The sequence below is a fragment of the Puerhibacterium puerhi genome, assembly GCF_009846865.1.
GTDB classification, from domain to species: Bacteria; Actinomycetota; Actinomycetes; order Actinomycetales; family Cellulomonadaceae; genus Puerhibacterium; species Puerhibacterium puerhi.
Map to the genome: position 1 here is coordinate 1 of NZ_WUWN01000046.1, position 21,450 is coordinate 21,450.

The window sequence follows — 21,450 nt, forward strand, 5'->3', positions numbered from 1 at the left end:
GCGCGTCGCTCCCCGCGGGGGCGCTCGCGGCCCGCGGCACCGTGCGCCGCCGCCCGGCGCGCTCGGCCCGCCGCGTGCACCGCGCCCTCGTCCCGGCCGGCGCGCACTGACCCGGCGGCGGGTGGGACACCGCTCCCGGAATCGTCCTGGGGCGCGCGACGCGCGGCTGCTAGGTTCTGGGGCGTGAACGAGCCGTGGGTCAGGGGGACCGCCGTCGTCGTCGAGGACGACGAGGAGATCCGTGGGCTGATCGAGCTGACCCTCCAGCAGGCCGGCTTCACCGTCCACGCGGCGGCGACGGGGACCCAGGGCGTCGCCCTGGCCAAGACCGTGTCGCCCGTCGTGACCACCGTCGACGTCTCGCTGCCGGACATCGACGGCTTCGAGGTGGTGCGCCGCCTGCGCACCTTCTCCGACACCGTGGTCATCATGGTCACCGCCCGCGGCGACGAGCCCGACACCCTGATGGGCCTGGAGTCCGGGGCCGACGAGTACGTCACCAAGCCGTTCCGCCCGCGCGAGCTGCGCGCCCGCGTGGACGCCCTGCTGCGCCGGGTGGCGTCCGTGACCGGGCCGGCGCCTGCCGCGGCCCCGGCCTCCGACCCGGAGCCGGCCCCGGTGCGGGGCATCGAGCTCGACGCCGCCCGGCGCACGGTGCAGGTCGACGGCGAGCTGGTCTACCTCACCCGCACGGAGTTCGACCTGCTGGCCCGGCTCTACGCGGCCCGCGGCCGCGCCGTGGCCAAGGGCGACCTGGCGGCCGTGCTGTGGCCCGACGGCGACAACCACGGGGCGGTCGTGAGCGAGGCCGACCGCCGCACGGTCGAGGTGCACCTCGCCAACCTCCGCCGCAAGCTCGGCGACAGCCCCAGCGCCCCGCGCTTCATCCACACGGTGCGCGGGCTGGGCTACCGCTTCCAGCCGGGCTGAGCCCCGGCGTCGGTCCCGGCCACCTCGGGGCCGGCCTCGGCCGCCCCGCAGCCGGCCTCGGTCAGTGCAGGAGCTGGGCCAGGACGCTCGACGTCTCGCCCACCAGGCGCTCCAGCGGCCCGATGCCTCCGGTGCCGAACGGCTGGAACGGGTCGGCGGCGGCCCGGCGCACCACGGCGTACGCCTCCTCGGCCAGCGCCGTCGCCCCCACCATCGTGCTCGAGCTGGCGAGCGACAGCGCGGCGTCGCGCACACCGGGGCGGTCCTGGGCGGCCGCGGCCTGCCGCAGGCGCTCGAGCCGCTCGCCCAGCGCGCGCAGGTAGCGCTCGGCGAACTGCCGCGCCCCCTGCGCCCCGACGTCGTCCGCGAGGCGACAGAGCGCCGCGCGGTCGACCGCGTCGGTCATCACGCGGCCTCGACGGCCGGCGCGCACGCCCGTGCCCGGTACCAGGTGGTCATGACGTCTGCTCTCCGTGCGTCGGTCCGACCAGCCTGCGGTGCCGGGCTCAAGTCCTGCCCCAATGTCGCCCGCGGTTGCTCAAGAAACCGCTTGGGGTTCTTGAGCGACGGGACGTCAGTGGAACGTCGTGGCGTAGTACGTCTGCTGGTCCACCGTCTCGGTGGTGATCTCCCGCGTGCGCTGGGCGTGGCGGTGCAGGTTCTGCGCGAACCGCAGGGAGTCGTCGTTGAACCGGGAGACGTCGTAGGCGCAGACGACCTGGTGCTCGCCGAGATGCGTGACCAGGGCGTCGAGCATGTCCACGAACGTGCGCGTGGCGCGCCGGCCCGGGTGGGCGAGCGTGAACCCGACGTACCAGATCGCCCCGCGGGCGGCGTGCTCCGGGTAGCGGGCGGCGTAGTACTCCGGGCTCACCCACGGCACCGCGGCGAGATCGGTCGCGAGCGTCGTCAGCCCCACCGCCTCGCCGTCCTCGTCCCGCGCGAGCAGCTTGAGCACCCGCGGGTCGGCCATCTCCTCGTCGAACTCCTCGCGGTGCAGCACGTGCCGCGCCGCGGCCCGCGTGCGCAGCGGTTCGAAGGCGGCCAGGTACAGCGCCCAGAAGCGCTCGGCGACATCGCCGGACACCTTGGTCTCGAACGTCACGTCAGCGCCCATCGCCGGCCTCCTCCCAGCCCGCCTTGCGGTAGGTCGCCACGACGATCGCGCACACCGGGAGCGTCTCGCACACGATGCCGGTGATCCGCCGGCCCTCCGGCTCGTAGAGCCCGCCACGCGTGACCGACAGGTCCTCGAGGCTGTGCGTCAGGTCCGTGGCGACCTGCTCGTGGGAGGGGCCCTCGTGCTCGACGAAGAGACCCGCGCCGCTGCCGTCGACGCGGCGCGACCAGGCGACGCCGGCCCACGCCTCGTGGCCCGGCAGCGAGGCGTGCGCCTCGGCGTAGACGCAGTACAGGGCGTCGCCGTGGTCGCCCTTGAGCTGCTCGGCGCCCGGCACCTCGAGGATCCGGCTGCCCGGGGGCACGACGGAGCTGAGGCGGATGAGGTTGAAGTCGTTCACGCCCGCGTCGGCGAGCGCAGCGTCGAAGGCGGAGAGCTGCGTCCGCCCGGTGCCGGTACCGGTGCTCACGCGGATGGTCAGGGGCTCGCTCATGGGGTCCTCGGGGTTGAGAGATCGGGCCGGGCGTCGACGCCGGCGGCGCGGCCGGCGGCGGCGTCCAGCAGGTCGAGCACGCGGGGCAGGACGACGTCCAGCGGCCCACGACCGGTGCCCAGGGAGACAGTACGGTCCACGCCCGGCTCGTCGACACCCTCCGCGCCACGATCGCGGGCGAAATCCCCGGGGTGGACGACGAGGGGGACCTGCTGCAGCCGGCCGTCACGACGCAGGTCGGCGACGAGACCGTCGCCGGCGCCGTCCGCCGCCGCGGGGCCGAGGACCACGAGGTCGGGCTCGAGGCCCCCGGCCAGCGCCTCGCGCGCCCCCGCGGCGGAGCGGGCCCGCGTCACCGAGAGACCGGTGCGCGCGAGGTCCGCCGCCACCGCCTCCAGCAGGGCGTCGTCGTGCCCGACGAGCAGCACCCGCTGACGGTGCGGCCGCAGCCGGACGACGTCCCGCACCGTCCCGGCCAACGACGCCGGGGCCACGGGCACGATGAGGGTCGGCACCGGGGCCGCCACGGCCGCGTACCGCAGCCGGCTCAGCGCCCGCGCGCCGCCGGCGTCGGGCACCGCGAGGTCGAGCACGACCACCCGGGCGGGCTCCCGCTCGAGGGCCGCGAGCGCGGCCGGCCCGTCCGCGGCGCCGACCACCTCGTAGCCCCGCTCCGCCAGCACCGGGCGCAGGGCCGCGACGACGGCGGCGTCGTCGTCGACGACCACCACCCGCGTCGTCGCGGCGGCGCCGGGCGAGGCGTCGCCCGGCGCGGCGGCGTCGAGGACCGTGTGCTGGGCGACGCGGCGCAGGGTGAACCGGAAGCTCGACCCCCTGCCCTCGCCCTCGCTGACCGCCCACATCCGCCCGCCGTGCTGCTCGACGATCCCGCGGGCGATGGCGAGACCAAGCCCGGTGCCGCCGCGCTCGCGCGCGTCCGACGCGTCCACCTGCTCGAACCGGCGGAAGACGGCCTCGAGCTTGTCCGGCGGGATCCCGCGGCCCTCGTCGTCGACCCGCAGCTCGACGAGGTCGCCGGCGGGCACCGCCGAGACCCGGACGGTGCCGCCGCGCGGCGAGAACTTCACGGCGTTGCTCAGCAGGTTGGTCAGCGCCTGGACGATGCGCTCGCCGTCCGCGCGGACGACCTCCGCCGAGGCGACGGACCGCACGACGACCCCGGCCTCGTCCGCGAGGACCGAGACCTGCTCGGCCGCCGCGGCGACGAGCGCCCCGACCCCGTGCTCGCCCAGCTCCAGCCGGGTGTTGCCCGCGTCCATGCGCTCGATGTCGAGGATGTCGTCGACGAGCCGGCTGAGGCGCTCGCTGCTGGTCAGCGCGATACGCACCATGCGCGCCGCCTGGTCGGGCGAGGCGTCGAGCACGCCGCTGTCGATGAGCCCGAGTGCCCCGCGGATCGAGGTGAGCGGCGTGCGCAGCTCGTGGCTGACCACGGAGACGAACTCGTCCTTCATGCGGTCGACCGCGCGCCGCTCGGTGACGTCGCGGAAGGCGACGACGGCGCCGCGCACCACGTCGCCGTCCCGCAACGGGCTGGCCGTGACCTCGACCGGCACCTCGCGACCGTCCAGGCGCCGGTAGACGTCCAGCTCGGCCGCGACGGTGATCCCGTCGCGCACCGCCTCGGTGATGTAGCAGTGCTCGACCGGGTACGGGGTGCCGTCCTCGGCCGGGGCGTGGAAGGTGGCGTGCGCGTCGCGCCCCACGAGGTCCACGGCCAGGGCGCCGAGGATCCGCGCCGCGGCGGCGTTGACGAACGTGACCCGCCCGGCGGCGTCCACGCCGTAGATCCCGTCGGCGACGGACTCGAGGGTGTGCTCGCGCTCGCTGGCCAGCGAGCGCAGCTGGGCGGTGCGCTCCTCGACGCGCCGCTCCAGGGTGTGGCGCAGCGTCTCGTTGTCCACCACCACGAGGACCTGACGCAGCACGACGGCGACGAGGACCACGACCCACAGCACGTTCGTCGCCCAGGGGACGCCGCCGCGCACCTCGCCGACGCGCACCAGCGCCGCGCCGAGGAACAGGGAGAACGTCACGACGGTGCCGAGCACCGGCGACCCGCTGCCGCGCCGGCCGTCGGTCCGCCAGCCGGACGCTGCCGGGTGCTGCGCCGCGAGCCCGCCGGCGAGGTACCCGGCCACCCAGCCGACGTCGACGGGGCTGCCGAACGTGAAGCCGCCGCCCGCGGACAGCAGCGCGTACGCGACGTCGGCCACGGCGTACGCCACGAACCCGCTGCCGACGAGCACGAGCGGCACGCGCTCCGCCTCGCTCGATCGCGTCATCACCAGGACGGCGAACGTGGCGAGCAGGGCGTCGACCACGGGCAGGGCGTAGGCGCCGACGTCGGGCAGGCCGGGGCCCACCCCGCCGCGCGGGGCGACCGCGGACAGCGCGATGTAGAGCACGGACCCGCCCACGACGACGGAGTCGAGCAGCATGCGGGTGATCTCGGCGCCGCGCGGGCGCTCGGTGGGGAAGAACGCGAGGCCGACGACGGCGAGCGCCAGGGCGGCGATGTACGCCGCGTCCCCCGTGTAGGGGTCGTCGACCAGGGCGGCGTAGAGGTTGCCGAGCATCCCGACGAGGCCGGCGAGCGAGAGCGTCCCCCACGCCCGGCGCCGGCGCCCAGTGGACCGTACGGCGCCGACGGCGCAGCTCACCGCCCCGACGAGGCCGGCGGTCGCGATCGCCCCCCGGGAGACCTGCGCGCGCGTCGCGGGGTCGAACGGTCCGGCCAGGACCGCGACGAGGACCAGGACCGCGACGCCGGCGACCCAGCACCAGCGCGCGAACGCTCCCTCACGCTGCGCCGTCGCGCGTCCGGGGTCCCCCATGCGCCTGAGCGTAGGAGACGGTGGCCCCGGGCGGCGGTTTCCCCCGCCGTGCGGGCACGGCGAGTCGGCGACGTGGGTGCCGTCGGGATACGGTCACGGTGTTCTGAGCGGCGGACGAGGGGGCGGCACGTGAGCGCAGGGGGTCGGCACGTGGTGGTCATCGACGACGACGCGTCGATCCGCGAGGTCGCCGCGCTGGCGCTCTCGGCGGTGGGCGGGCACGAGGTCAGCACGGCGGGCGACGGCGCGGAGGGGCTCGAGCTCGCGGGCCGGGTGCGGCCGGACGCGATCCTGCTCGACGTGATGATGCCCGTGCTCGACGGCCCGACCGTGCTCGCCCGCATGCGCGAGGTCGAGACGCTGCGGGACGTGCCCGTCGTCTTCCTCACCGCCAAGGTCGGCGCGCAGGACATCTCCCGCCTGGACGGGCTCGGCGCCGTGGCGGTGATCACCAAGCCGTTCGACCCGCTGACCCTGCCGCAGCAGCTCGCCGACGTGCTCGGGTGGGACGCGTGAGCGGCACGGCGGCCGACGGCACCGCGTACGACGACGCCTTCGCACTGCTCGCGGAGCGCGCGCGCCGGCGCAACGGCGACCGTGCCGCGCGGGTCCTGGAGCTGCTCTCCCCCGGCGGCCGCGCCGTCGACCTCGCCGCCGTCGGCCCGGCGGCGCGCGACGAGGCGGTCCGGCTGTGCCACGCCGTGGCCGGCTCGGCCGGGACCTTCGGCGAGCGCGCCCTCGGCGACGCGGCCCGGCGCCTGGAGGTCGCGCTGCGCGACGGAGCCGACGCCGACGTGGCGCCGGCGCTCGACGCCCTGCGTGCGGCGACGGGCCGCACGCCCGGGCGACGCTGACGAGGGCCCTGGCCGCGTGCGCGGCCAGGGCCCTCGGTGCGGCAGGCGCCGCGCCCGCGCCCGGTGACCCGGGCGCCGTGCGGGCGACTAGTGGGAGACCTTCCGCCGGCCCGTGAGCCCCTCGGCCACGCCGATCAGCAGCACGGCGGCGATGACGGCCACGATGAACCCGACGACGTTGAGCTCGAAGATGTCCCCCGTGCCCAGCAGGTTCGCGACGAGCCCACCGATCACCGATCCCACCAGGCCCAGGAGCAGGGTGGCGATGATCCCCAGGTTCTGCTTGCCCGGCTTGATGAGGCGCGCGAGCGCCCCGATGACGAGGCCTGCGACGATGAACCCGATCACGGTGTTCCTCCCAGTTCGATTCGGCTGAAACCGCTTCCACCCTGGCAGAGCCGCCGCGTGCTCGCCCGCCGGAGCCGGGCTGCCCCCGCGCCGATCCCCGGCGAGCGACCCGACCCGCCCGCACACTGGCCGGGTGCTCGTCTCCCACGCGCCCGCCGGCCCGCGCCTTCGCGTCCGCAGGCGACGCGTCCGCCTCGACCGCCTCGCCGGGCTCGTCGTCCCCGGGGACCTGGTCCGCGCCGCCGCGGCGGTGAGCCTGGTGGTCGGCCTGGTGCTGTTCGGCCCGGTGGTGGGCGCCGTCCTGCTCCTCGTGCTCGGCGGCACCGTGCTGGCCCGCGCGCTCGCCGCGCCGCGGACGCTCGACGTCGCGTGCGGCGCGACGACCCTCGTGGCCGCCTGGGCCGCCGCCCTCGACTGGTACCGGGCCGTGGGCTGGCTCGACGTCGTGGTCCACCTGGTCGCCACCGGGCTGGTCGCCGCGCTCGCGCACCTCACGCTCGCCCGGCTCGGGCTCGTGGCGCTGCCGGACGTCGCGGTGCGGGCCGCGCCGGCGCGCGCCCCCGCGTCCCGGCGGCCGCGGCTGGGCGCCGGCGCCGTCACCGCCGCCGCCGGCGTCACCCTCGCGACGCTGTGGGAGCTCGGCGAGTGGTGCGGCAACGCCCTGCTCGACGACCGCATCCAGGTCGGCTACGCCGACACGGTCGGCGACCTCGCGGCGGGCACGGTGGGCGCCGCGCTCGCGGGCGCGCTGGTGGCGGCGGGTGTGCTCCTGCCGCGGCGCTAGGCCGCCTCGCCGGCCGTCGTGCCGCGCGCCCGCGCCGGCCCCATCCCCCAGCGCACGGCACGCACCGCCAGCGCCCCGGCCGGGCCGCCGAACCTGCGGCTCAGCGGCGTCTCGACGTCGAGCGCCGCGCGGGCCCACGCGGGCAGCAGCGCCACGGCGGCGGCCGCGAGGAGGCCGTACGGCGCGCGGGCCGCACCCGGCAGCGGCGGCTCGCGCAGCAGGAAGCGCGCCGCGTCCAGCGCCGCCGGCGTGGCCTCCAGCTCCGGCCGGTACGACTCGAGGCAGGCGGCGAGCTCGGCCACGGTCTCCGGGACGACGCGCGCGCCGAGGGCCCGGGCGACACGCGCGGACTGCGCGACGTACTCGTCCGCCTCGGCGGGCCCCAGCGGCCGCTCGCCGTAGCGCTGGTGCGCGGCGAGGAACGAGTCGGCCTCGGCCACGTGCACCCAGGTCAGCAGGTGCGGGTCGCTCGCCCGGTACGGCCGCCCGTCCGGGGCCTTGCCCCGCACCCGCTCGTGCACCGCCCGCACCCGGTCGACCATCTCCTGGGCGTCGTCGGCGGTGGCGAAGGTGGTGGTCGCCAGGAAGGTCGACGTGCGGGCCAGCCGGCCCCACGGGTCGCCGCGGTAGCCGGAGTGCCCGGCGACCCCGGCCATCGCCAGCGGGTGCAGCGACTGCAGCAGCAGCGCCCGCAGCCCGCCGACGAACATCGCCGAGTCGGCGTGGACGCGGCGGATGGCGCTGCCCGGAGGGAACCAGCGCGGCCCGGGCGTGCCGTGGATCCGCTCGCGCGCCTGCGGCCCGTCCGGGCCGGCGACCTTGGCGAACAGCAGGTCGCCCACCTGCGTCCGCAGGCGCTCGACCGGGTTCGCCACGACCGACATGACGCCAGTATGTCCCGCCGGTGCGCCGCGCTCTCGCCGACCGCCGCCACGCTCAGTGGCCGCTGCCGGTGACGACCCGGCGCCGCTCCATCTCGTGCACGCCGCCCTTCTTCTCCAGCGTCCGGCACGCCTCCTCGATGTCGCGCGCGAGGGTGTCGACGTGCTCGCGGCTGAGCGTCTCCTTGACCAGCGCCCGCATGATCGTCACGTCCTGCGCGTCCGGCGGCAGCGTGTAGGCGGGCACCATCCAGCCGCGCTCGGCGGACAGCTGCCAGGCGATGTCGAACTCGTCGTAGTCGTGCGGCTCGGCGAGGCGGAAGGCCACCAGCGGCAGCTGCTCCTCGTAGGCGCCGATCAGCTCGAAGCGGCCGATGGCCTGCAGCTTCTCCGCGAGGATCTGCGCGTTGTACTGCATGTTGCGCATGATGTAGGTGTACCCGGACCGGCCGTAGCGCACGAGGTTGTAGTACTGGGCCAGCACCATCGCCGAGCCGGTGGAGAAGTTGAGCGTGAACGTCGGGTCGGCCCGGCCGAGGTAGTTCTCCTCGAACACGAGCTCCGGCGCGAGGTCCGCGCGCTCGCGGAAGATCAGCCAGCCGACGCCCGGGTACACCAGCCCGAACTTGTGGCCCGAGACGTTGATGGACCGCACCTGCTCGAGGCGGAAGTCCCACGCGGAGTCCGGGTAGAGGAACGGCCAGACGAAGCCGCCGCTGGCGGCGTCGACGTGCAGCGGCACGTCGATGCCCCGCTCCTGCTTGAGCCGGACCAGCAGGTCGTTGATGCCGACGACGTCGTCCTTGTGGCCGGTGAACGTCGTGCCGAGGACGGCGGCGACGCCGATGGTGTTCTCGTCGACGTGCGGGGCGACGTCCTCCGGGCCGATCGTGTACTTGCCCTTGGTCAGCGGCACGATCCGGGGCTCGACGTCGAAGTACCGGCAGAACTTCTCCCACACGACGTGGACGTCGCCCCCGAAGACGAGGTTCGGCCGGTCCGTCGGCCTCCGGGCCGCCTCGCGCCGGGCGCGCCAGCGCCACTTGAGGGAGAGCGCGCCGAGCATGATCGCCTCGGACGACCCCTGCGTCCGGGCACCGGTCGTCTCCCCCGGCGCGTGGAACAGGTCGGCGAGCATGCGGATGCACCGCTGCTCGATCTCCGCGGTGCGCGGGTACTCGGCGTGGTCGATGAAGTTGCGGTGCAGGTTCTCGGCGATGATCCGCTGCGCCTCGGGCTCCATCCACGTGGTCACGAACGTCGCCAGGTTGCGCGCCGGGTCCCCCTCCAGCGCCAGGTCCTCCGAGACCAGCCGCATCGCGTCGACGGCCGTCATGCCGTTCGCGGGGAACTCCTTGGTCGGGACCTCCTCGATGGCGAAACGGTTGCCGAACAGTGCAGCGTCGCCGTCGCCGGGCAGGGTGCTCATGGGGATCCTCCGTCCCTCTCGGTCGTCTCGTGCCGGTCGTGTGGTGCCGGTCGTCCCTCGCGGTCACGCGTCCCGTGGCCGCCGCGCCCGCGCGCCGTCCGCGGCGCGCGACGGCTCCCGCCGCCGCAGCGCGGACCGCCAGGCGGGGAACAGGAGCGCGGCGCCCACGAGGAAGCACAGCGCCCCGAGCAGCGTCCCGGCGCCGGAGAGCCGGGAGTCGAGCGCCTGCTGCGTGCTGGGGACCACGTAGCTCGCGATCGCCGAGGCCATGAAGAGCACGGAGCCGGCCATGTTCAGCCACGCGATGCCGAGCGGCACCGGCGGCGGCGGCGCGCCCAGGACACGGCGGCTGACCGCGAGGACGCCGAACGCGCTCGACACGAGGAACAGCGTCGAGCCGTAGACGTCGGGCCGCCACACGCGCTGGTCCTCGTCGGCGACGACGGCGCTGAGCGCGGCGAAGGTGCTGGCGTTGAAGAACACGGTCCCGGGCAGCTGGGTCACCGCGGCGAGCCAGCCCGGGTCGCGGGGCCGGCCGACCCACGGCCCCAGCGGACGGCGGGCGTGCTGGCCGGCCGCGTCGACGTCGGTCATCGCCGGCGTCTGCGCCTGCAGGAGCTGGGCGAACGAGGCGGCGGTGAAGAAGACCGAGCCGACGAAGAACGTGACCGAGTCGGCCGGCGCGCCGACCGCCTGCGCGTAGGCGGGCAGCGCCCCCACCGCGAAGCACGCCGACCCGATGACGAACAGCCAGGCGATGACGGCGTTGAGCACGACCGGCCGCACGCTCATGCTGGTCCTCCCCGCCGTGCCGTCCGCCCATGCTCGTCCATGCTCGGCCGCGACCGGTGCCGGGGCCTCACCCCGCCCGGGTGACCTCGCCCCGGCGAGCGCGGGCGCCGATGAGGCCGGCGGCGCCCCGGCGTCTACCCGTCGACGGCTGACGACGGCTGACGACGGCTGACGACGGCTGACGACACCGAGACACCGGGAGGGCACCGTGGGACTCATCGACATCGAGATGTTCGCCACCCTCGACCTCGTCGGGCAGGCGCCCGGCGGCCCCGAGGAGGACCCGGCGGGCTTCGCGTTCGGCGGCTGGCAGGCGCCGCTGGTCGACGAGGTCGCCGGGAAGCAGATCGGCGCGGCCTACGAGGGCACGGACGCCCTCCTGCTCGGCCGGCGCACCTACGACATCTTCGCGGCCTACTGGCCGCACCAGCAGGGCGGCGAGGACGACGACATCGCCACCCTGTTCAACCGGGTCCCGAAGTACGTGGCGTCCCGCGGCACCCCCCGCCTCGACTGGGCCGGCTCGGTGCTGCTGGGGCCGGACCTGCCGGCCGCCGTGCGCGAGGTCCGCGAGCGCCACGAGCGCGTCAAGGTCGTCGGCAGCCTCGACCTGGTGCAGACGCTGCTGCGCGAGCGGCTCTTCGACCGCCTCGACCTGTGGGTGCACCCCATCGTGCTGGGCGCCGGCAAGAAGGTGTTCGACGCCGGCACGGTGCCCGCGAACCTGACGCTGCTCGACCCGCCGGTGGCCAGCCCGAAGGGCACCGTCTACCTGCGCTACGCGCTGGCCGAGGGCACGCCCGCCACGGGTGACATGTCCGCCCCGGACCGCGGCGTCGCGCAGGAGTGACGGGCTCGTCCCCGAGGACGCGGCGGGCCCGGCCGACCGCTACTTCACGGCCCCGCCCAGGGCGCCCGCGGCGATGAACCGCTGGGCGAACACGAGCAGGATGATCGCCGGGACCGACGACATCACCGTGGTGGCCATGACGGGGCCCCAGCTCTGCACGTTGCCCTCGAGGTAGTCGTAGATGCCCAGCGTGATCGGCTTGACCGTGTCGCTGGTCGTCAGGGTCAGCGCGAAGATGAAGTCGCTCCAGGCGAACAGGAAGCTGAACAGGCCCGCCGTCACGATCGCGTTCCGGCTCACCGGGACGATGATCGACCAGAAGGCGCGGAAGTGCCCCGCCCCGTCGACGCGCGCGGCCTCCGCCAGCGACGGCGGGATCGAGCGCATGAACGCGGTCATGATCAGGATCGCGAAGGGCACCGCGTGCGTCGCGTCCGCCAGGACGAGGCCCGGGACCGAGTTGAGCAGGCCGACGTCGTTGAACAGCGAGTACAGCGAGTTGGCGATGACGATGCCCGGGATCATCTGGGCGATCAGCAGGCCGAACGAGAAGACGCCCATCCCCCGCAGCCGGAACCGCGACAGGGCGTAGGCGGCCGGGGTCGCGATCGCGAGCGAGACGACGACGGTGCCGATCGCCACGACGAGGCTGGTGAGCAGGTTCCCCGTCTGCTGCGACAGCGCGCGCCGGTACCCGTCGAACGTCGGGTCCGTGGGGAAGAACGAGCTGCTGGCTGCCGTGCCGCCGCCTTGGAACGACGTGTTCACCATCCAGTAGACGGGGAACAGCATCAGGGCGAGGAAGACCAGCCCGAGCAGGGTGTAGGGAAGCTGGCGGAGGGTGCTGGTGCGCTGCATGCGGGCCTCACTCATCCACGGCGCGGCGGTTGACGCGCAGGTACACGACGGCGAACACGAGGGAGACGACGATGAGCACGTTGCTCACCGCGGCGCCGGTGCCGAAGGAGAACTCGGTGAAGGACCGGCGGTAGGAGTCGGTTGCCAGGGTCTGGGTGGCGTTCGCGGGACCGCCCCCGGTGAGCCCCAGGATGATGTCGAGCACCTTGAGGGTGTAGATCACCCCGAGCACCAGCACGACGTTGACGACACCGCGCAGGTTCGGCCACGTGATGTGCCAGAACGCCTTCCAGCCCGTCGCCCCGTCCAGCGCGCCGGCCTCGTACAGCTCGTCCGGGATGTCCTGCAGCCCGCTGTAGAGCAGCGCGGAGTTGAACGGGATCCCCAGCCAGACGTTGACGATGACCACGCCGAGCAGCGCCACGTCGGGGCTCGTCAGCCAGGGCACCGGGTCCGAGACGAGGTGCAGGCCGCGCAGCACCTGGTTCAGCACCCCGCTGTCCTGGTCCAGCATCCACTTCCACACCGAGGTGCCGGCGATCACCGGCAGCAGCCACGGGAGCAGCAGCAGCGAGCGCATCATGTTGCTCAGCGGGAAGCGCCGCTTGAAGTACAGGGCCAGGAGGAGGCCGAGCACGAACTGGCCCACGATGGACCCGACCGTGAACAGCACGGTGTTGACCACGGTGGTGCCGAAGATGCTGCTGCGGAACACCTCGGCGTAGTTGGCGAAGCCGACCCACGGCGCCTCGCCCGTGTAGAACGTGCGCGTCGTGTACTCCTGGAACCCCATCGTCAGGTTCTTGACGACGGGGTACCCGAAGAAGACGAGGACGTACACGATCGCGGGCGCCAGGAACAGCCACTGCGCGGCCTTCTCCCGCGCCCGCGCGCGGCGGCGCGCCCGGTCACCGTGGTGATCGCCGCCGCGGCCGTCGCCGCGGGCGGCGACGTCGCGCCCCTCGAGGGTTGCTGTCGTGGTCATGTCGGGCTCGGCCCCTCTCCAGTCGCTCGGCTCCGGGTCAGTCGGCGGTGGCCTGGGCGAGCGCGTCGGCCGGCGACGCGCTGCCGGTCAGGGCGAGCTGCTCGGCCGTGTAGATCTGGGTGGCCGCCTCCGGCCAGCTCTCCCCCAGCAGGGCAGTGCGCGCCCGGGCGCTCTGCACCGTCTCCACGAAGGAGGCGACGAGCGGGTTCTCCTCGGCCGCCTGCTGCGCGACCTCGCTGTCGGACGGGACCGCCCCGCGGCCGGTCGCCATGGTCAGCTGGTTCTCGCCCTGCGTGACGCACTTGACGAACTCCCCGGCGGCGGCCATCCGCTCGGCGTCGCCGGTCTGCGGCACGGTGAAGGTCTCCCCGCCCAGCGGGGCCACGAGCTCGTCGCCGGCGCTCGGCACCGGCAGCGGCACGGACGCGAAGTTCAGGCCCTCGGCGGCCTCGAGGCTCGGCATGTTCCACGGGCCGTTGATCATCATCGCGGCCTTGCCCGCGATGAACTGGTCGTTCACGTCGTTCTGCGACCAGTTGACGACGCTGGCCGAGGCCGAGCCGTCCTGGACGAGGCGGTTGACGAACTCCAGCGCCTCGACGGCCTCCGGCGAGGTCAGGTCGTCCTCGCTCGCCCCGTTGCTCCACAGGAACGGCAGGAACTGCCACGTGCCCTCGAAGCTGTTGGTGGCGCTGAAGGCGATGCCGTACGTGTCGTCGGTGGTGAGCCTCGCCGCCGCGTCCGCGAGCTCGTCCCAGGTCGTCGGCGGCTGGATGCCGGCGGCCTGGAGCTTGTCGGCGTCGTAGAACAGGCCGATCGAGTTGACGATCGGCGCGATGCCGTACAGCTCGCCGTCGTACGTCCCGGCGTCGACGACGCCCTGCGGGAAGCCCTCGCCGGTGATGCCGTAGTCCGACAGCGGCGACAGCGCACCGGAGGCGGCGATCTGCTGCACGTCCGGGTTGTCGAGCATGAGGACGTCGGGCAGCGTGCGCGACGACGCCTGCTGCAGCACCGTCTTGATGAGGCCCGAGCCGGCCACGTGGTTCGACTCCACGGTGATGCCCTGCTCGCTGGCGCAGGCGTCGTAGATCTTGTCGTAGATCGGGGCGCTCGTCTCCGACATGGTGTCGGTGAGCTTCAGGGTGATGTCCCCGCCCCCGGCGGCGGAGTCCGCCCCGCCGCACCCGGCGAGCGCCGCCACGGCGGCCACGGCCGCCGACGCCCCGATGATTCCCGTCGTGATTCGTCGCACGTCAAAGCTCCTTTGCTCGCGGCCGCGTCGCGGCCTGCGCCCACGTGGGTGGCGCGCCCGTCGCGCCCTGCGCCGGGCGTCGTGGTCGGAACGGTAGAGCGCTTAACCGGTCCCTGTCAAAGCGCTTTACCTGCGACGCCGTCATGTGCTTTCATCAGCCCTGACACCCCCACGAGCCGCCCGGAGGTCGCCTTGGTCACGATGCAGGAGGTCGCCGCCCGCGCCGGCGTCTCGCTCGCGACGGTGTCGTTCGTCGTCAACGACTCCAAGCCCGTCTCGGCAGCGACGCGGGCCCGCGTGGAGCAGGCGATGGCCGACCTGGGCTTCCGCCGCAACGTCCTCGCCCGGGCCCTGGCGAGCCAGCGCACGCGGATCATCGCGCTCGCCTTCCCCGCGCTCGAGCACAAGCTCGGCACCACGGCGCTCAACGTCGTGACCACCGCGGCGCTCGCGGCGAACGAGCGGGGCTTCAACCTCGTGCTGTGGCCGGTGAACACGGTCGAGCAGCTGGACGACTACGTGGGCGGCGGCCTCGTCGACGGCGTCCTGCTCATGGAGGTCACGGCCGAGGACCCCCGCGTGGACCTGCTGCAGCGGCGCGGCGTGCCGTTCGTGCTCGTCGGTCGCACCGCCGACCCGGCCGGGCTGCGGTACGTGGACATCGACTTCGAGTCGGCGGTCGCCGACGGCCTCGACCACCTCGTCGGCCTCGGGCACACCCGCGTCGCGCTCCTGCTCGGCGAGCTGCACTCCGGGTCGCTGTCCGGGTACGGCCCGATCGCTCGCACGGAGGCCGCCTACCGGGCGCAGGTGCTCGAGCGCGGCCTGGAGCCCGTGGTCGTCCGCTCCCCGCAGGACCCGCGCTCCGGGCGGGAGGCCGCCGCGCGGCTGCTCGAGGCCCACCCCGGCGTGACGGCAGTCCTGGCCCTCAACGAGGACGCCCTGCACGGGTTCGTCAACGGGCTCGCGGCGTCCGGGCGGACCCTGCCGGACGACGTCTCCGTCCTGGGGCTCGCCACGTCCCCGGACGCGGTGACCAACGCCGATCCCGCGGTGAGCGCGCTCGTCGCCCCCGGCCCCGAGCTGGGCCGGCGGGGCGTCGAGGCCATGGTCGACGCGCTGGAGGCGCCCGAGGCCCCCCTCGTGCAGGAGCTCGTCCCCTGCACCCTCCACCTGAACCACTCCACGGCGGCGGCTCCCGCCGCGGGAGCCTGATCCCCCGCACACGCCCCCGAAAGGTCTGCAACGATGAAGTTCACCGACGGTTTCTGGCACGCGCGCCCCGGCGTCGGCATCCACTACGCCCGCGAGGTCGACCGCATCGCCGAGCACGCCGGGGAGCTGCGGGCGATCGCGCCCACCAGGGTCGTCGAGAAGCGTGGCGACACGCTGAACCTGCCGGTCATCACCACCACGATCTCCTCGCCGATGGAGAACGTGATCCGCGTCCGGCTCACGCACCACAAGGGCCGGCCCGAGCCCCTGCGCTTCCCGCTGGCCGGTGCGCCGCAGAACGTGGGGCAGGCGACGGTCGACGGGACGGACGCGACGCTGCGCTCCGGCGAGCTCAGCGCCCACCTGTCGGTCGGCAAGAGCTGGGACCTGCGGTTCCAGGCGGGCGACCGGCTGCTGACGCGCAGCGGCGCGAAGTCCGCCGCCTGGGCAGACGTCGCGCCGGGCGCGGCCGTCGACCACGGCCCGATCCAGCTCGAGCGCGAGGGCCGCACCAGCTACATGCTCAGCCAGCTCGACCTCGGCGTCGGCGGGATGGTCTACGGCCTCGGCGAGCGGTTCGGGCCCGTGGCCAAGAACGGCCAGACGGTCGACGTCTGGAACTACGACGGCGGGACGTCCAGCGAGCAGGCCTACAAGAACGTCCCGTTCTACCTCACGAACGAGGGCTACGGGATCTTCGTCAACGACCCCGGTCACGTCTCCTTCGAGGTGGCGTCCGAGGCCGTCGAGCGGGTCCAGTTCTCCGTCCAGGGCGAGACGCTCGAGTACTTCGTCATCTACGGCCCGGACCCCAAGACCATCCTGGAGCGCTACACCGCGCTGACCGGCCGCCCCGCCCGGGTGCCGGCCTGGACCTACGGCCTGTGGCTCAGCACGAGCTTCACCACCGACTACGACGAGAAGACCGTCAGCTCCTTCATCGACGGCATGGCCGAGCGCGACATCCCGCTGAGCCTGTTCCACTTCGACTGCTTCTGGATGCGCGAGTTCACCTGGTGCGACTTCGAGTGGGACCCGCGCGTCTTCCCCGACCCCGACGGGATGCTCGCCCGGCTGCACGAGCGCGGCCTGCGGGTCTGCGTGTGGATCAACCCCTACATCGCGCAGCAGTCCCCCCTGTTCGACGAGGGCATGGCCGCCGGCTACCTCGTCAAGAACCGCGACGGCAGCGTCTGGCAGTGGGACCGCTGGCAGGCGGGCATGGGCCTGGTCGACTTCACCAACCCGGAGGCGACCGCCTGGTACAAGGACAAGCTCCGCCGGCTGGTGCGCCAGGGGGTCGACTGCTTCAAGACCGACTTCGGCGAGCGCATCCCGGTCGACGTCGTCTACGCCGACGGCTCCGACCCGGAACGCATGCACAACTACTACACGCACCTGTACAACAAGGCGGTCCACGAGGTCCTCGTCGAGGAGCGTGGCGAGGGCGACGCCGTCGTGTTCGCCCGCTCGGCGAGCGCGGGCGGCCAGCAGTTCCCGGTCCACTGGGGCGGCGACTCGACGGCGTCGTTCGCGTCGATGGCCGAGACCCTCCGCGGCGGCCTCTCCCTCGCGTTCACCGGCTTCGGCTACTGGAGCCACGACATCGGCGGGTTCGAGCTGACGCCGGACGCCGCCGTCTTCAAGCGGTGGACGGCGTTCGGGCTGCTCTCCAGCCACAGCCGCCTGCACGGCAGCGGGTCGTACCGCGTGCCGTGGATGTTCGGCGAGGACGAGTCGGACGCCCAGAGCGCCGTCGCGGTGACCCGCAAGTTCGCCCGGCTCAAGAACCGGCTGGTGCCCTACCTGCTCGGCGCCGGGGAGCAGGCGCACCGGCACGGCACCCCGATCCTGCGCCCGATGTACCTGGAGTTCCCGCGCGACCTGACGGCCCCGCACCTCGACCGGCAGTACATGCTCGGCGACGACCTGCTGGTGGCGCCGGTGTTCAGCGCCGAGGGCGACGTCGACGTGTACCTGCCCGAGGGCACCTGGGTCAGCCTCCTGACGGGCAAGAGCGTCGAGGGCGGCCGCTGGCTGCACGAGCAGCACGGGTTCGACTCGCTCCCGCTGTACGTCCGCCCCGGAGGGGTCGTCCCCCTCGGCGCGCGCGAGGACCGGCCGGACACCGACCACCTGGCGGGGCTGACGCTCCTGGTCAACCCGGGCGAGGACCTCGGGTGGGCGCGCACCGTGCGCGTCGCCGGGGCCGACGGCCGGGAGGTGGAGTTCACCGTCCGCCGCGACGGCGCCGCGATCGTGGCCGAGAGCAGCCAGGCGGACGACTGGGCGCTCGAGGTGGTGGGCGGCGGCCGCACGGCCGCCGACGCCGGCGTCGCCCGGCTGCTGGCATGACCACCGGGCCGGCCACGGCGGCGCACCGCGTCGGGATCAGCCTCGCGGGTGGCACGCCGGCGTGGGCCCGGGACGTGGCCGACGTCCCGGGCGCCGCCGTCGTCCCCCTGGGCGCGGCGACCGAGGGCCTGGTGTGGACCGGGTCCCACGACGTCGCGGGGCTGCGCGCGGCCCTGGACCGCGCGCCGGGCGTCCGCTGGGTGCAGCTGCCCTCCGCGGGGGTCGACGACTTCGCCGCGGCGGGCCTGCTCGAGCGCCGGGTCACGTGGACCTCCGCCAAGGGCGCCTACGCGCGGCCGGTGGCGGAGCACGCGCTCGCCCTGACGCTCGCGCTGCTGCGGCACCTGCCGGAGCGCGCCCGGGCGCGCTCCTGGGGTGCCCAGCAGGGGACGTCGCTCTACGGCGCGGAGGTGCTCGTCGTCGGCGCCGGCGGGATCGCGCAGGAGCTGTTGCGGCTCCTGTCGCCCTTCGGGGTCCGCGCCACCGTCGTGCGGCGGCGGCCCGAGCCCCTGGCCGGTGCCGCGCGGACCGTCACCGTGGACCAGCTGCACGCCGAGCTCGCCACCGCCGACGTGGTGGTCCTCGCCGCCGCGCTCACCGACCGCAGCCGCGCCCTGGTCGGTGCCGCCGAGCTCGCCCGGCTGCGACCCGGGGCCGTGCTGGTCAACGTGGCCCGCGGCGGCCTGGTCGACACGGCGGCGCTCGGCGACGCGCTGGCGCGGGGGCGCCTGGCGGGCGCGGCCCTGGACGTGACCGACCCCGAGCCGCTGCCCGACTCGCACCCGCTGTGGGACGAGCCCCGGGCGCTGATCACCCCGCACACCGCCGACACCCCCGCGATGGTCGAGCCGCTGCTGCGCGACCGGGTGCTGGGCAACGTCCGGCGGTTCGTCAGGGGCGAGGAGCTGCACGGGATCGTCGACCCGGGCGCCGGCTACTAGCGCGGCACCGGGGTCGAGCGCCCGGCCCGCCGGCGCGGGCCGGGCCGTCGCGACCCGTCCCGGGCGGGCTCAGGACCGGGAGCGCCGCACGGCCAGGACGACCAGGACCACGAGCAGGGCGACGAGCAGCAGCACGAGCAGCACCGGGCTGAGCAGCGCCACGAGCACGAGCGCGACGACGACCGCGACCTTGGTGCCCGTCCGCGTGCCCGCCCACGCGCCCTTCAGCGCGCCCCACACCGGGTTCTCGTGCTCCAGCGCCGCGCCGACGCCCCCGGCCACGGCGCCCGTCGCGACGCCGTGCTCCTCGGCCGCGCCCTCGACCACGTCCCCGACCGTGTCCTCCACCGTCTCGGCGAGGTCACCGACCTTGTCCTCCGCCTTCTCGGCGACGCCCTCGACGACCTCCCCGAGCCGGTCGCCGACGGTGTCCTTCGCCGTGGCGACGACGTCGCCCGCCAGGCCCTCGAGCCGGTCGGACAGGTGCTCGACGGCCCGGGTGGCGCGCGCCACCGAGTAGCCGACGGCGGTGCGCACGAGCGCGCGCAGGGCGGACGGAAGCGCAGGTCGCTCCTCGCTCGGTGCCAGCGTCGCTGCAGTCATCGCCGACCTCCGTGCCGCTGCGGTGCTCCCGGTGCCCTCCGACGATACGTCCGCCTCGCCCCGCACAGGCACCGGGGGCTCTCGGCGGCGGGAGGTTGCAGGCCGCGGCCCCCGGCCGGACGCTGGCTGGACGGCGAGCACGAGGAGCGCACGATGAGCGAGACCGACGACCGCTCTCCCGGCGGCGACGAGCCCGACGAGCAGGACGACGCGTCCGGCCTGTCGGACGAGGGCGTCGGCGCGACCATGAGCGACGAGCCGAACACCATGGAGCCGGAGGAAGGCCTGCCGCCCGAGGAGTGACCGGTGCCGGTCAGCCGGCGCGACCGAGCGCCACGGCCGCGGCGAGCACGCCGAGGACCGCCACGGCCAGCGCGGCGTCACCCGTGCCCAGGGGGACGGGCCGCCACACGGTGCGCGGCCCGGCGGCCAGGCCGCGCGACTCCATCGCGAGCGCGACGCGTTCCGACGCGCGGACCGAGCCGACGAGCAGCGTGAACGCCGCCAGGCCGAAGTCGCGCACGCCGAGCCGGGGCCGCCCGTCGCGGCCCAGGGGGGCCCGGACGGCCTGGGCGGCGCGGACCGTGGCCCACCGCCGCGGCATGGCCGCGAGCATCCGGTGGCCGGCCAGCAGGGCGTACGCGTACCGCGGGGACAGCCGCGCGTGCTGCACGAGGCTGACCATCAGCGCGCGCGGCGGCGTCGTGGCGAGGAACGCCACGGTGAGCACGCCGATCACCATGCCGCGCAGGGCGAGCGCCAGCCCGACGACGAGACCCTCGTGCGTCACCCGCACGGCGGCACCCTCGATGAAGGGCTCGCCGGGGCGGGTCAGCGCGTTCACCATGACCAGGCCGACGCCGAAGAGGACGAACGGCACCTGGGCCGCCGCGAGCGCCCGCACCCCCACGCGGGCGGCGGTCAGGGCACCGGCCAGCCCGAGCAGGTAGAGGACCCCGAGCACGCCGACGTCGAGCAGGAGCAGCGTGCACAGCGAGACGACGAGCAGCAGGGCCGCCTTCACCGTCGGGTTGCGGTGCTCCAGCCGGCTCATGCCCGCACCCGCTCCCCGAGACGCTCCACCGCGGCGTCGAGCCCGCGCAGGACGGCGCGCAGCTCGTCGTCGTCGGCGACGTCGGCGGCCAGGTGCCGCAGCAGCGCGGGCGGCCGCAGCCGCGCCGCGGCGAGCAGCCCCCGGTCGCGGACCAGCGCGCGCGGTGCGACGTCCGCGACCACCGTCCCCCCGGCGACTACGAGGACGCGGTCGGCGCAGGTGGCCACCGTCCGCAGGTCGTGGCTCGTGAACATCACGCCGCGGCCCGCGGCGGCCGCCTCGGTCAGCGCGCGGGCCGCGGCGACCGTGCCGTGCCGGTCGAGCCCGAAGGTGGGCTCGTCGGCGAGGAGGAACGGCCGGTCGTGCACGAGCACGGCGGCCAGGCTGAGCCGCCGCTTCTGGCCGCCGGAGAGCCGGAACGGGTTGTGCTCGGCGTGGTCGGCCAGGCCGAACCGGTGCAGCATCGCGTCGACGCGCCGCGCGGTCTCCTGGCCGGGCGGCAGGCCGACCGCCAGCTCGTCGCGCACCGTGGCGCGGCTGAGCTGGTGCTCGGGGTTCTGCAGCACCAGGGCCGGGCGCGGGCCGTCGACCACGCCGGCCAGGGGCTCCTGCACGCCGGCCAGGCAGGCGAGCAGGCTGGACTTGCCCCCGCCGTTGGCCCCCACCACGGCGACGACCTCCCCCGCGCGCAGGTCGAGGTCGACGTCGTGCAGCACGGGGGCGACCGGCCGGCGGCGGGTGGGACGCGGCGCCCCGAGCGGCGCGACGGCGAGCCCGCGGGCGCGCAGCACGGCGGCCTCGGGTCGGGCGCCCGCGGCCGGCGCGGGCGCGGCCAGCGCGCGCAG

General features: G+C 74.9%; 23 protein-coding genes. 9 read left to right on the plus strand and 14 right to left on the minus strand.

Features of this window, described 5'->3' with window-relative positions; translation table 11 throughout:
- Window positions 1–183 precede the first annotated feature (183 nt).
- Window positions 184–930 (plus strand): response regulator transcription factor, encoded by a 747-nt coding sequence (locus tag GSF02_RS15980; RefSeq protein WP_159798314.1) that lies wholly within the window; start codon window positions 184–186, stop codon window positions 928–930.
- Between the two features lie 61 nt (window positions 931–991).
- On the opposite strand, the gene GSF02_RS15985 is transcribed toward GSF02_RS15980, so the two are convergent.
- The 4 genes from GSF02_RS15985 to GSF02_RS16000 all read right to left on the minus strand — a co-directional run bounded on the left by GSF02_RS15985 (window position 992) and on the right by GSF02_RS16000 (window position 5,401).
- Window positions 992–1,336, minus strand: coding sequence for an Hpt domain-containing protein (locus GSF02_RS15985; protein WP_159798316.1), 345 nt, complete (start codon window positions 1,334–1,336; stop codon window positions 992–994).
- A gap of 168 nt (window positions 1,337–1,504) precedes the next feature.
- The gene (locus GSF02_RS15990) at window positions 1,505–2,047 is read right to left on the minus strand and encodes a hypothetical protein (RefSeq protein WP_159798318.1); all 543 of its coding nucleotides are present in this window, start codon (window positions 2,045–2,047) and stop codon (window positions 1,505–1,507) included.
- Window positions 2,037–2,543: a pyruvoyl-dependent arginine decarboxylase gene (locus GSF02_RS15995; RefSeq protein ID WP_159798320.1), complete on the minus strand. Its 507-nt coding sequence runs from the start codon at window positions 2,541–2,543 to the stop codon at window positions 2,037–2,039. Before GSF02_RS15995 ends, GSF02_RS15990 begins: the two co-directional genes overlap by 11 nt.
- Window positions 2,540–5,401 carry an ATP-binding protein gene (locus tag GSF02_RS16000; protein ID WP_159798322.1) on the minus strand — a complete coding sequence of 954 codons (2,862 nt, stop codon included), beginning with the start codon at window positions 5,399–5,401 and terminating at the stop codon, window positions 2,540–2,542. Before GSF02_RS16000 ends, GSF02_RS15995 begins: the two co-directional genes overlap by 4 nt.
- Before the next feature lie 129 nt (window positions 5,402–5,530).
- Between GSF02_RS16000 and GSF02_RS16005 the strand changes: the two genes are divergently transcribed.
- Together GSF02_RS16005 and GSF02_RS16010 are read left to right on the plus strand one after the other, a co-directional pair.
- Window positions 5,531–5,917 carry a response regulator gene (locus tag GSF02_RS16005; protein WP_159798324.1) on the plus strand — a complete coding sequence of 129 codons (387 nt, stop codon included), beginning with the start codon at window positions 5,531–5,533 and terminating at the stop codon, window positions 5,915–5,917.
- A complete protein-coding gene (locus GSF02_RS16010) occupies window positions 5,914–6,255 on the plus strand; it encodes an Hpt domain-containing protein (protein ID WP_159798326.1) in 342 nt (113 codons plus the stop codon). Before GSF02_RS16005 ends, GSF02_RS16010 begins: the two co-directional genes overlap by 4 nt.
- An 87-nt stretch (window positions 6,256–6,342) precedes the next feature.
- On the opposite strand, the gene GSF02_RS16015 is transcribed toward GSF02_RS16010, so the two are convergent.
- Window positions 6,343–6,603, minus strand: coding sequence for a GlsB/YeaQ/YmgE family stress response membrane protein (locus tag GSF02_RS16015; RefSeq protein WP_159798328.1), 261 nt, complete (start codon window positions 6,601–6,603; stop codon window positions 6,343–6,345).
- Between the two features lie 133 nt (window positions 6,604–6,736).
- Between GSF02_RS16015 and GSF02_RS16020 the strand changes: the two genes are divergently transcribed.
- Window positions 6,737–7,387, plus strand: coding sequence for a hypothetical protein (locus GSF02_RS16020; protein ID WP_235915632.1), 651 nt, complete (start codon window positions 6,737–6,739; stop codon window positions 7,385–7,387).
- Here the strand turns inward: GSF02_RS16020 and GSF02_RS16025 are convergent.
- The 3 genes from GSF02_RS16025 to GSF02_RS16035 all read right to left on the minus strand — a co-directional run bounded on the left by GSF02_RS16025 (window position 7,384) and on the right by GSF02_RS16035 (window position 10,489).
- Window positions 7,384–8,271, minus strand: coding sequence for an oxygenase MpaB family protein (locus GSF02_RS16025; protein WP_159798330.1), 888 nt, complete (start codon window positions 8,269–8,271; stop codon window positions 7,384–7,386). The genes GSF02_RS16020 and GSF02_RS16025 overlap by 4 nt on opposite strands.
- A gap of 52 nt (window positions 8,272–8,323) precedes the next feature.
- A complete protein-coding gene (locus GSF02_RS16030) occupies window positions 8,324–9,697 on the minus strand; it encodes a glutamate decarboxylase (RefSeq protein ID WP_159798332.1) in 1,374 nt (457 codons plus the stop codon).
- A 63-nt stretch (window positions 9,698–9,760) separates the two neighbouring features.
- Window positions 9,761–10,489: a hypothetical protein gene (locus GSF02_RS16035; protein ID WP_159798334.1), complete on the minus strand. Its 729-nt coding sequence runs from the start codon at window positions 10,487–10,489 to the stop codon at window positions 9,761–9,763.
- A gap of 208 nt (window positions 10,490–10,697) precedes the next feature.
- Here GSF02_RS16035 and GSF02_RS16040 point away from each other — a divergent pair, with 208 nt between their 5' ends.
- The gene (locus GSF02_RS16040; protein WP_159798336.1) at window positions 10,698–11,339 is read left to right on the plus strand and encodes a dihydrofolate reductase family protein; all 642 of its coding nucleotides are present in this window, start codon (window positions 10,698–10,700) and stop codon (window positions 11,337–11,339) included.
- Between the two features lie 39 nt (window positions 11,340–11,378).
- Here GSF02_RS16040 and GSF02_RS16045 read toward each other — a convergent pair whose 3' ends face one another.
- From GSF02_RS16045 to GSF02_RS16055, 3 genes are read right to left on the minus strand one after another with little or no spacing between them, the layout of a single operon-like run.
- The gene (locus GSF02_RS16045; RefSeq protein WP_159798338.1) at window positions 11,379–12,197 is read right to left on the minus strand and encodes a carbohydrate ABC transporter permease; all 819 of its coding nucleotides are present in this window, start codon (window positions 12,195–12,197) and stop codon (window positions 11,379–11,381) included.
- A gap of 7 nt (window positions 12,198–12,204) precedes the next feature.
- The gene (locus GSF02_RS16050) at window positions 12,205–13,182 is read right to left on the minus strand and encodes a carbohydrate ABC transporter permease (RefSeq protein ID WP_159798340.1); all 978 of its coding nucleotides are present in this window, start codon (window positions 13,180–13,182) and stop codon (window positions 12,205–12,207) included.
- A 37-nt stretch (window positions 13,183–13,219) separates the two neighbouring features.
- Window positions 13,220–14,437 (minus strand): sugar ABC transporter substrate-binding protein, encoded by a 1,218-nt coding sequence (locus tag GSF02_RS16055; protein WP_159798342.1) that lies wholly within the window; start codon window positions 14,435–14,437, stop codon window positions 13,220–13,222.
- 201 nt (window positions 14,438–14,638) lie between these two features.
- Between GSF02_RS16055 and GSF02_RS16060 the strand changes: the two genes are divergently transcribed.
- Genes GSF02_RS16060 through GSF02_RS16070 form a run of 3 tightly spaced genes read left to right on the plus strand, consistent with a single transcriptional unit; the run spans window position 14,639 to window position 18,948 of the window.
- Window positions 14,639–15,652: a LacI family DNA-binding transcriptional regulator gene (locus tag GSF02_RS16060; RefSeq protein ID WP_159798357.1), complete on the plus strand. Its 1,014-nt coding sequence runs from the start codon at window positions 14,639–14,641 to the stop codon at window positions 15,650–15,652.
- A 33-nt stretch (window positions 15,653–15,685) separates the two neighbouring features.
- The gene (gene yicI, locus GSF02_RS16065) at window positions 15,686–18,007 is read left to right on the plus strand and encodes an alpha-xylosidase (protein ID WP_159798344.1); all 2,322 of its coding nucleotides are present in this window, start codon (window positions 15,686–15,688) and stop codon (window positions 18,005–18,007) included.
- Window positions 18,004–18,948, plus strand: coding sequence for an NAD(P)-dependent oxidoreductase (locus GSF02_RS16070; protein WP_159798346.1), 945 nt, complete (start codon window positions 18,004–18,006; stop codon window positions 18,946–18,948). The genes yicI and GSF02_RS16070 overlap by 4 nt, the downstream gene beginning before the upstream one ends.
- Window positions 18,949–19,017: 69 nt before the next feature.
- Here GSF02_RS16070 and GSF02_RS16075 read toward each other — a convergent pair whose 3' ends face one another.
- A complete protein-coding gene (locus tag GSF02_RS16075; RefSeq protein ID WP_159798347.1) occupies window positions 19,018–19,551 on the minus strand; it encodes a hypothetical protein in 534 nt (177 codons plus the stop codon).
- A gap of 153 nt (window positions 19,552–19,704) precedes the next feature.
- Here GSF02_RS16075 and GSF02_RS16080 point away from each other — a divergent pair, with 153 nt between their 5' ends.
- On the plus strand, window positions 19,705–19,854 hold the full coding sequence (locus tag GSF02_RS16080) for a hypothetical protein (RefSeq protein ID WP_159798349.1): 150 nt from the start codon (window positions 19,705–19,707) through the stop codon (window positions 19,852–19,854).
- 10 nt (window positions 19,855–19,864) lie between these two features.
- Here GSF02_RS16080 and GSF02_RS16085 read toward each other — a convergent pair whose 3' ends face one another.
- Together GSF02_RS16085 and GSF02_RS16090 are read right to left on the minus strand one after the other, a co-directional pair.
- Window positions 19,865–20,605, minus strand: coding sequence for an energy-coupling factor transporter transmembrane component T family protein (locus GSF02_RS16085; protein ID WP_159798351.1), 741 nt, complete (start codon window positions 20,603–20,605; stop codon window positions 19,865–19,867).
- On the minus strand, window positions 20,602–21,450 hold an 849-nt coding region (locus GSF02_RS16090), incomplete at its 5' end, for an ABC transporter ATP-binding protein (protein ID WP_159798353.1). The genes GSF02_RS16090 and GSF02_RS16085, both read right to left, overlap by 4 nt.

What these genes read in the sequence shown, in the direction of transcription:
- GSF02_RS15985 (WP_159798316.1), bottom strand. Translation starts at nt 1,336, where the DNA reads ATGACCGACGCGGTCGACCGCGCGGCGCTCTGTCGCCTCGCGGACGAC.
- GSF02_RS16025 (WP_159798330.1), bottom strand. Translation starts at nt 8,271, where the DNA reads ATGTCGGTCGTGGCGAACCCGGTCGAGCGCCTGCGGACGCAGGTGGGC.
- GSF02_RS16035 (WP_159798334.1), bottom strand. Translation starts at nt 10,489, where the DNA reads ATGAGCGTGCGGCCGGTCGTGCTCAACGCCGTCATCGCCTGGCTGTTC.
- GSF02_RS16045 (WP_159798338.1), bottom strand. Translation starts at nt 12,197, where the DNA reads ATGCAGCGCACCAGCACCCTCCGCCAGCTTCCCTACACCCTGCTCGGG.
- GSF02_RS16070 (WP_159798346.1), top strand. Translation starts at nt 18,004, where the DNA reads ATGACCACCGGGCCGGCCACGGCGGCGCACCGCGTCGGGATCAGCCTC.
- GSF02_RS16000 (WP_159798322.1), bottom strand. Translation starts at nt 5,401, where the DNA reads ATGGGGGACCCCGGACGCGCGACGGCGCAGCGTGAGGGAGCGTTCGCG.
- GSF02_RS15995 (WP_159798320.1), bottom strand. Translation starts at nt 2,543, where the DNA reads ATGAGCGAGCCCCTGACCATCCGCGTGAGCACCGGTACCGGCACCGGG.
- GSF02_RS16075 (WP_159798347.1), bottom strand. Translation starts at nt 19,551, where the DNA reads ATGACTGCAGCGACGCTGGCACCGAGCGAGGAGCGACCTGCGCTTCCG.
- GSF02_RS15990 (WP_159798318.1), bottom strand. Translation starts at nt 2,047, where the DNA reads ATGGGCGCTGACGTGACGTTCGAGACCAAGGTGTCCGGCGATGTCGCC.
- GSF02_RS16050 (WP_159798340.1), bottom strand. Translation starts at nt 13,182, where the DNA reads ATGACCACGACAGCAACCCTCGAGGGGCGCGACGTCGCCGCCCGCGGC.
- GSF02_RS16060 (WP_159798357.1), top strand. Translation starts at nt 14,639, where the DNA reads ATGCAGGAGGTCGCCGCCCGCGCCGGCGTCTCGCTCGCGACGGTGTCG.
- GSF02_RS16085 (WP_159798351.1), bottom strand. Translation starts at nt 20,605, where the DNA reads ATGAGCCGGCTGGAGCACCGCAACCCGACGGTGAAGGCGGCCCTGCTG.
- GSF02_RS16030 (WP_159798332.1), bottom strand. Translation starts at nt 9,697, where the DNA reads ATGAGCACCCTGCCCGGCGACGGCGACGCTGCACTGTTCGGCAACCGT.
- GSF02_RS16080 (WP_159798349.1), top strand. Translation starts at nt 19,705, where the DNA reads ATGAGCGAGACCGACGACCGCTCTCCCGGCGGCGACGAGCCCGACGAG.
- yicI (WP_159798344.1), top strand. Translation starts at nt 15,686, where the DNA reads ATGAAGTTCACCGACGGTTTCTGGCACGCGCGCCCCGGCGTCGGCATC.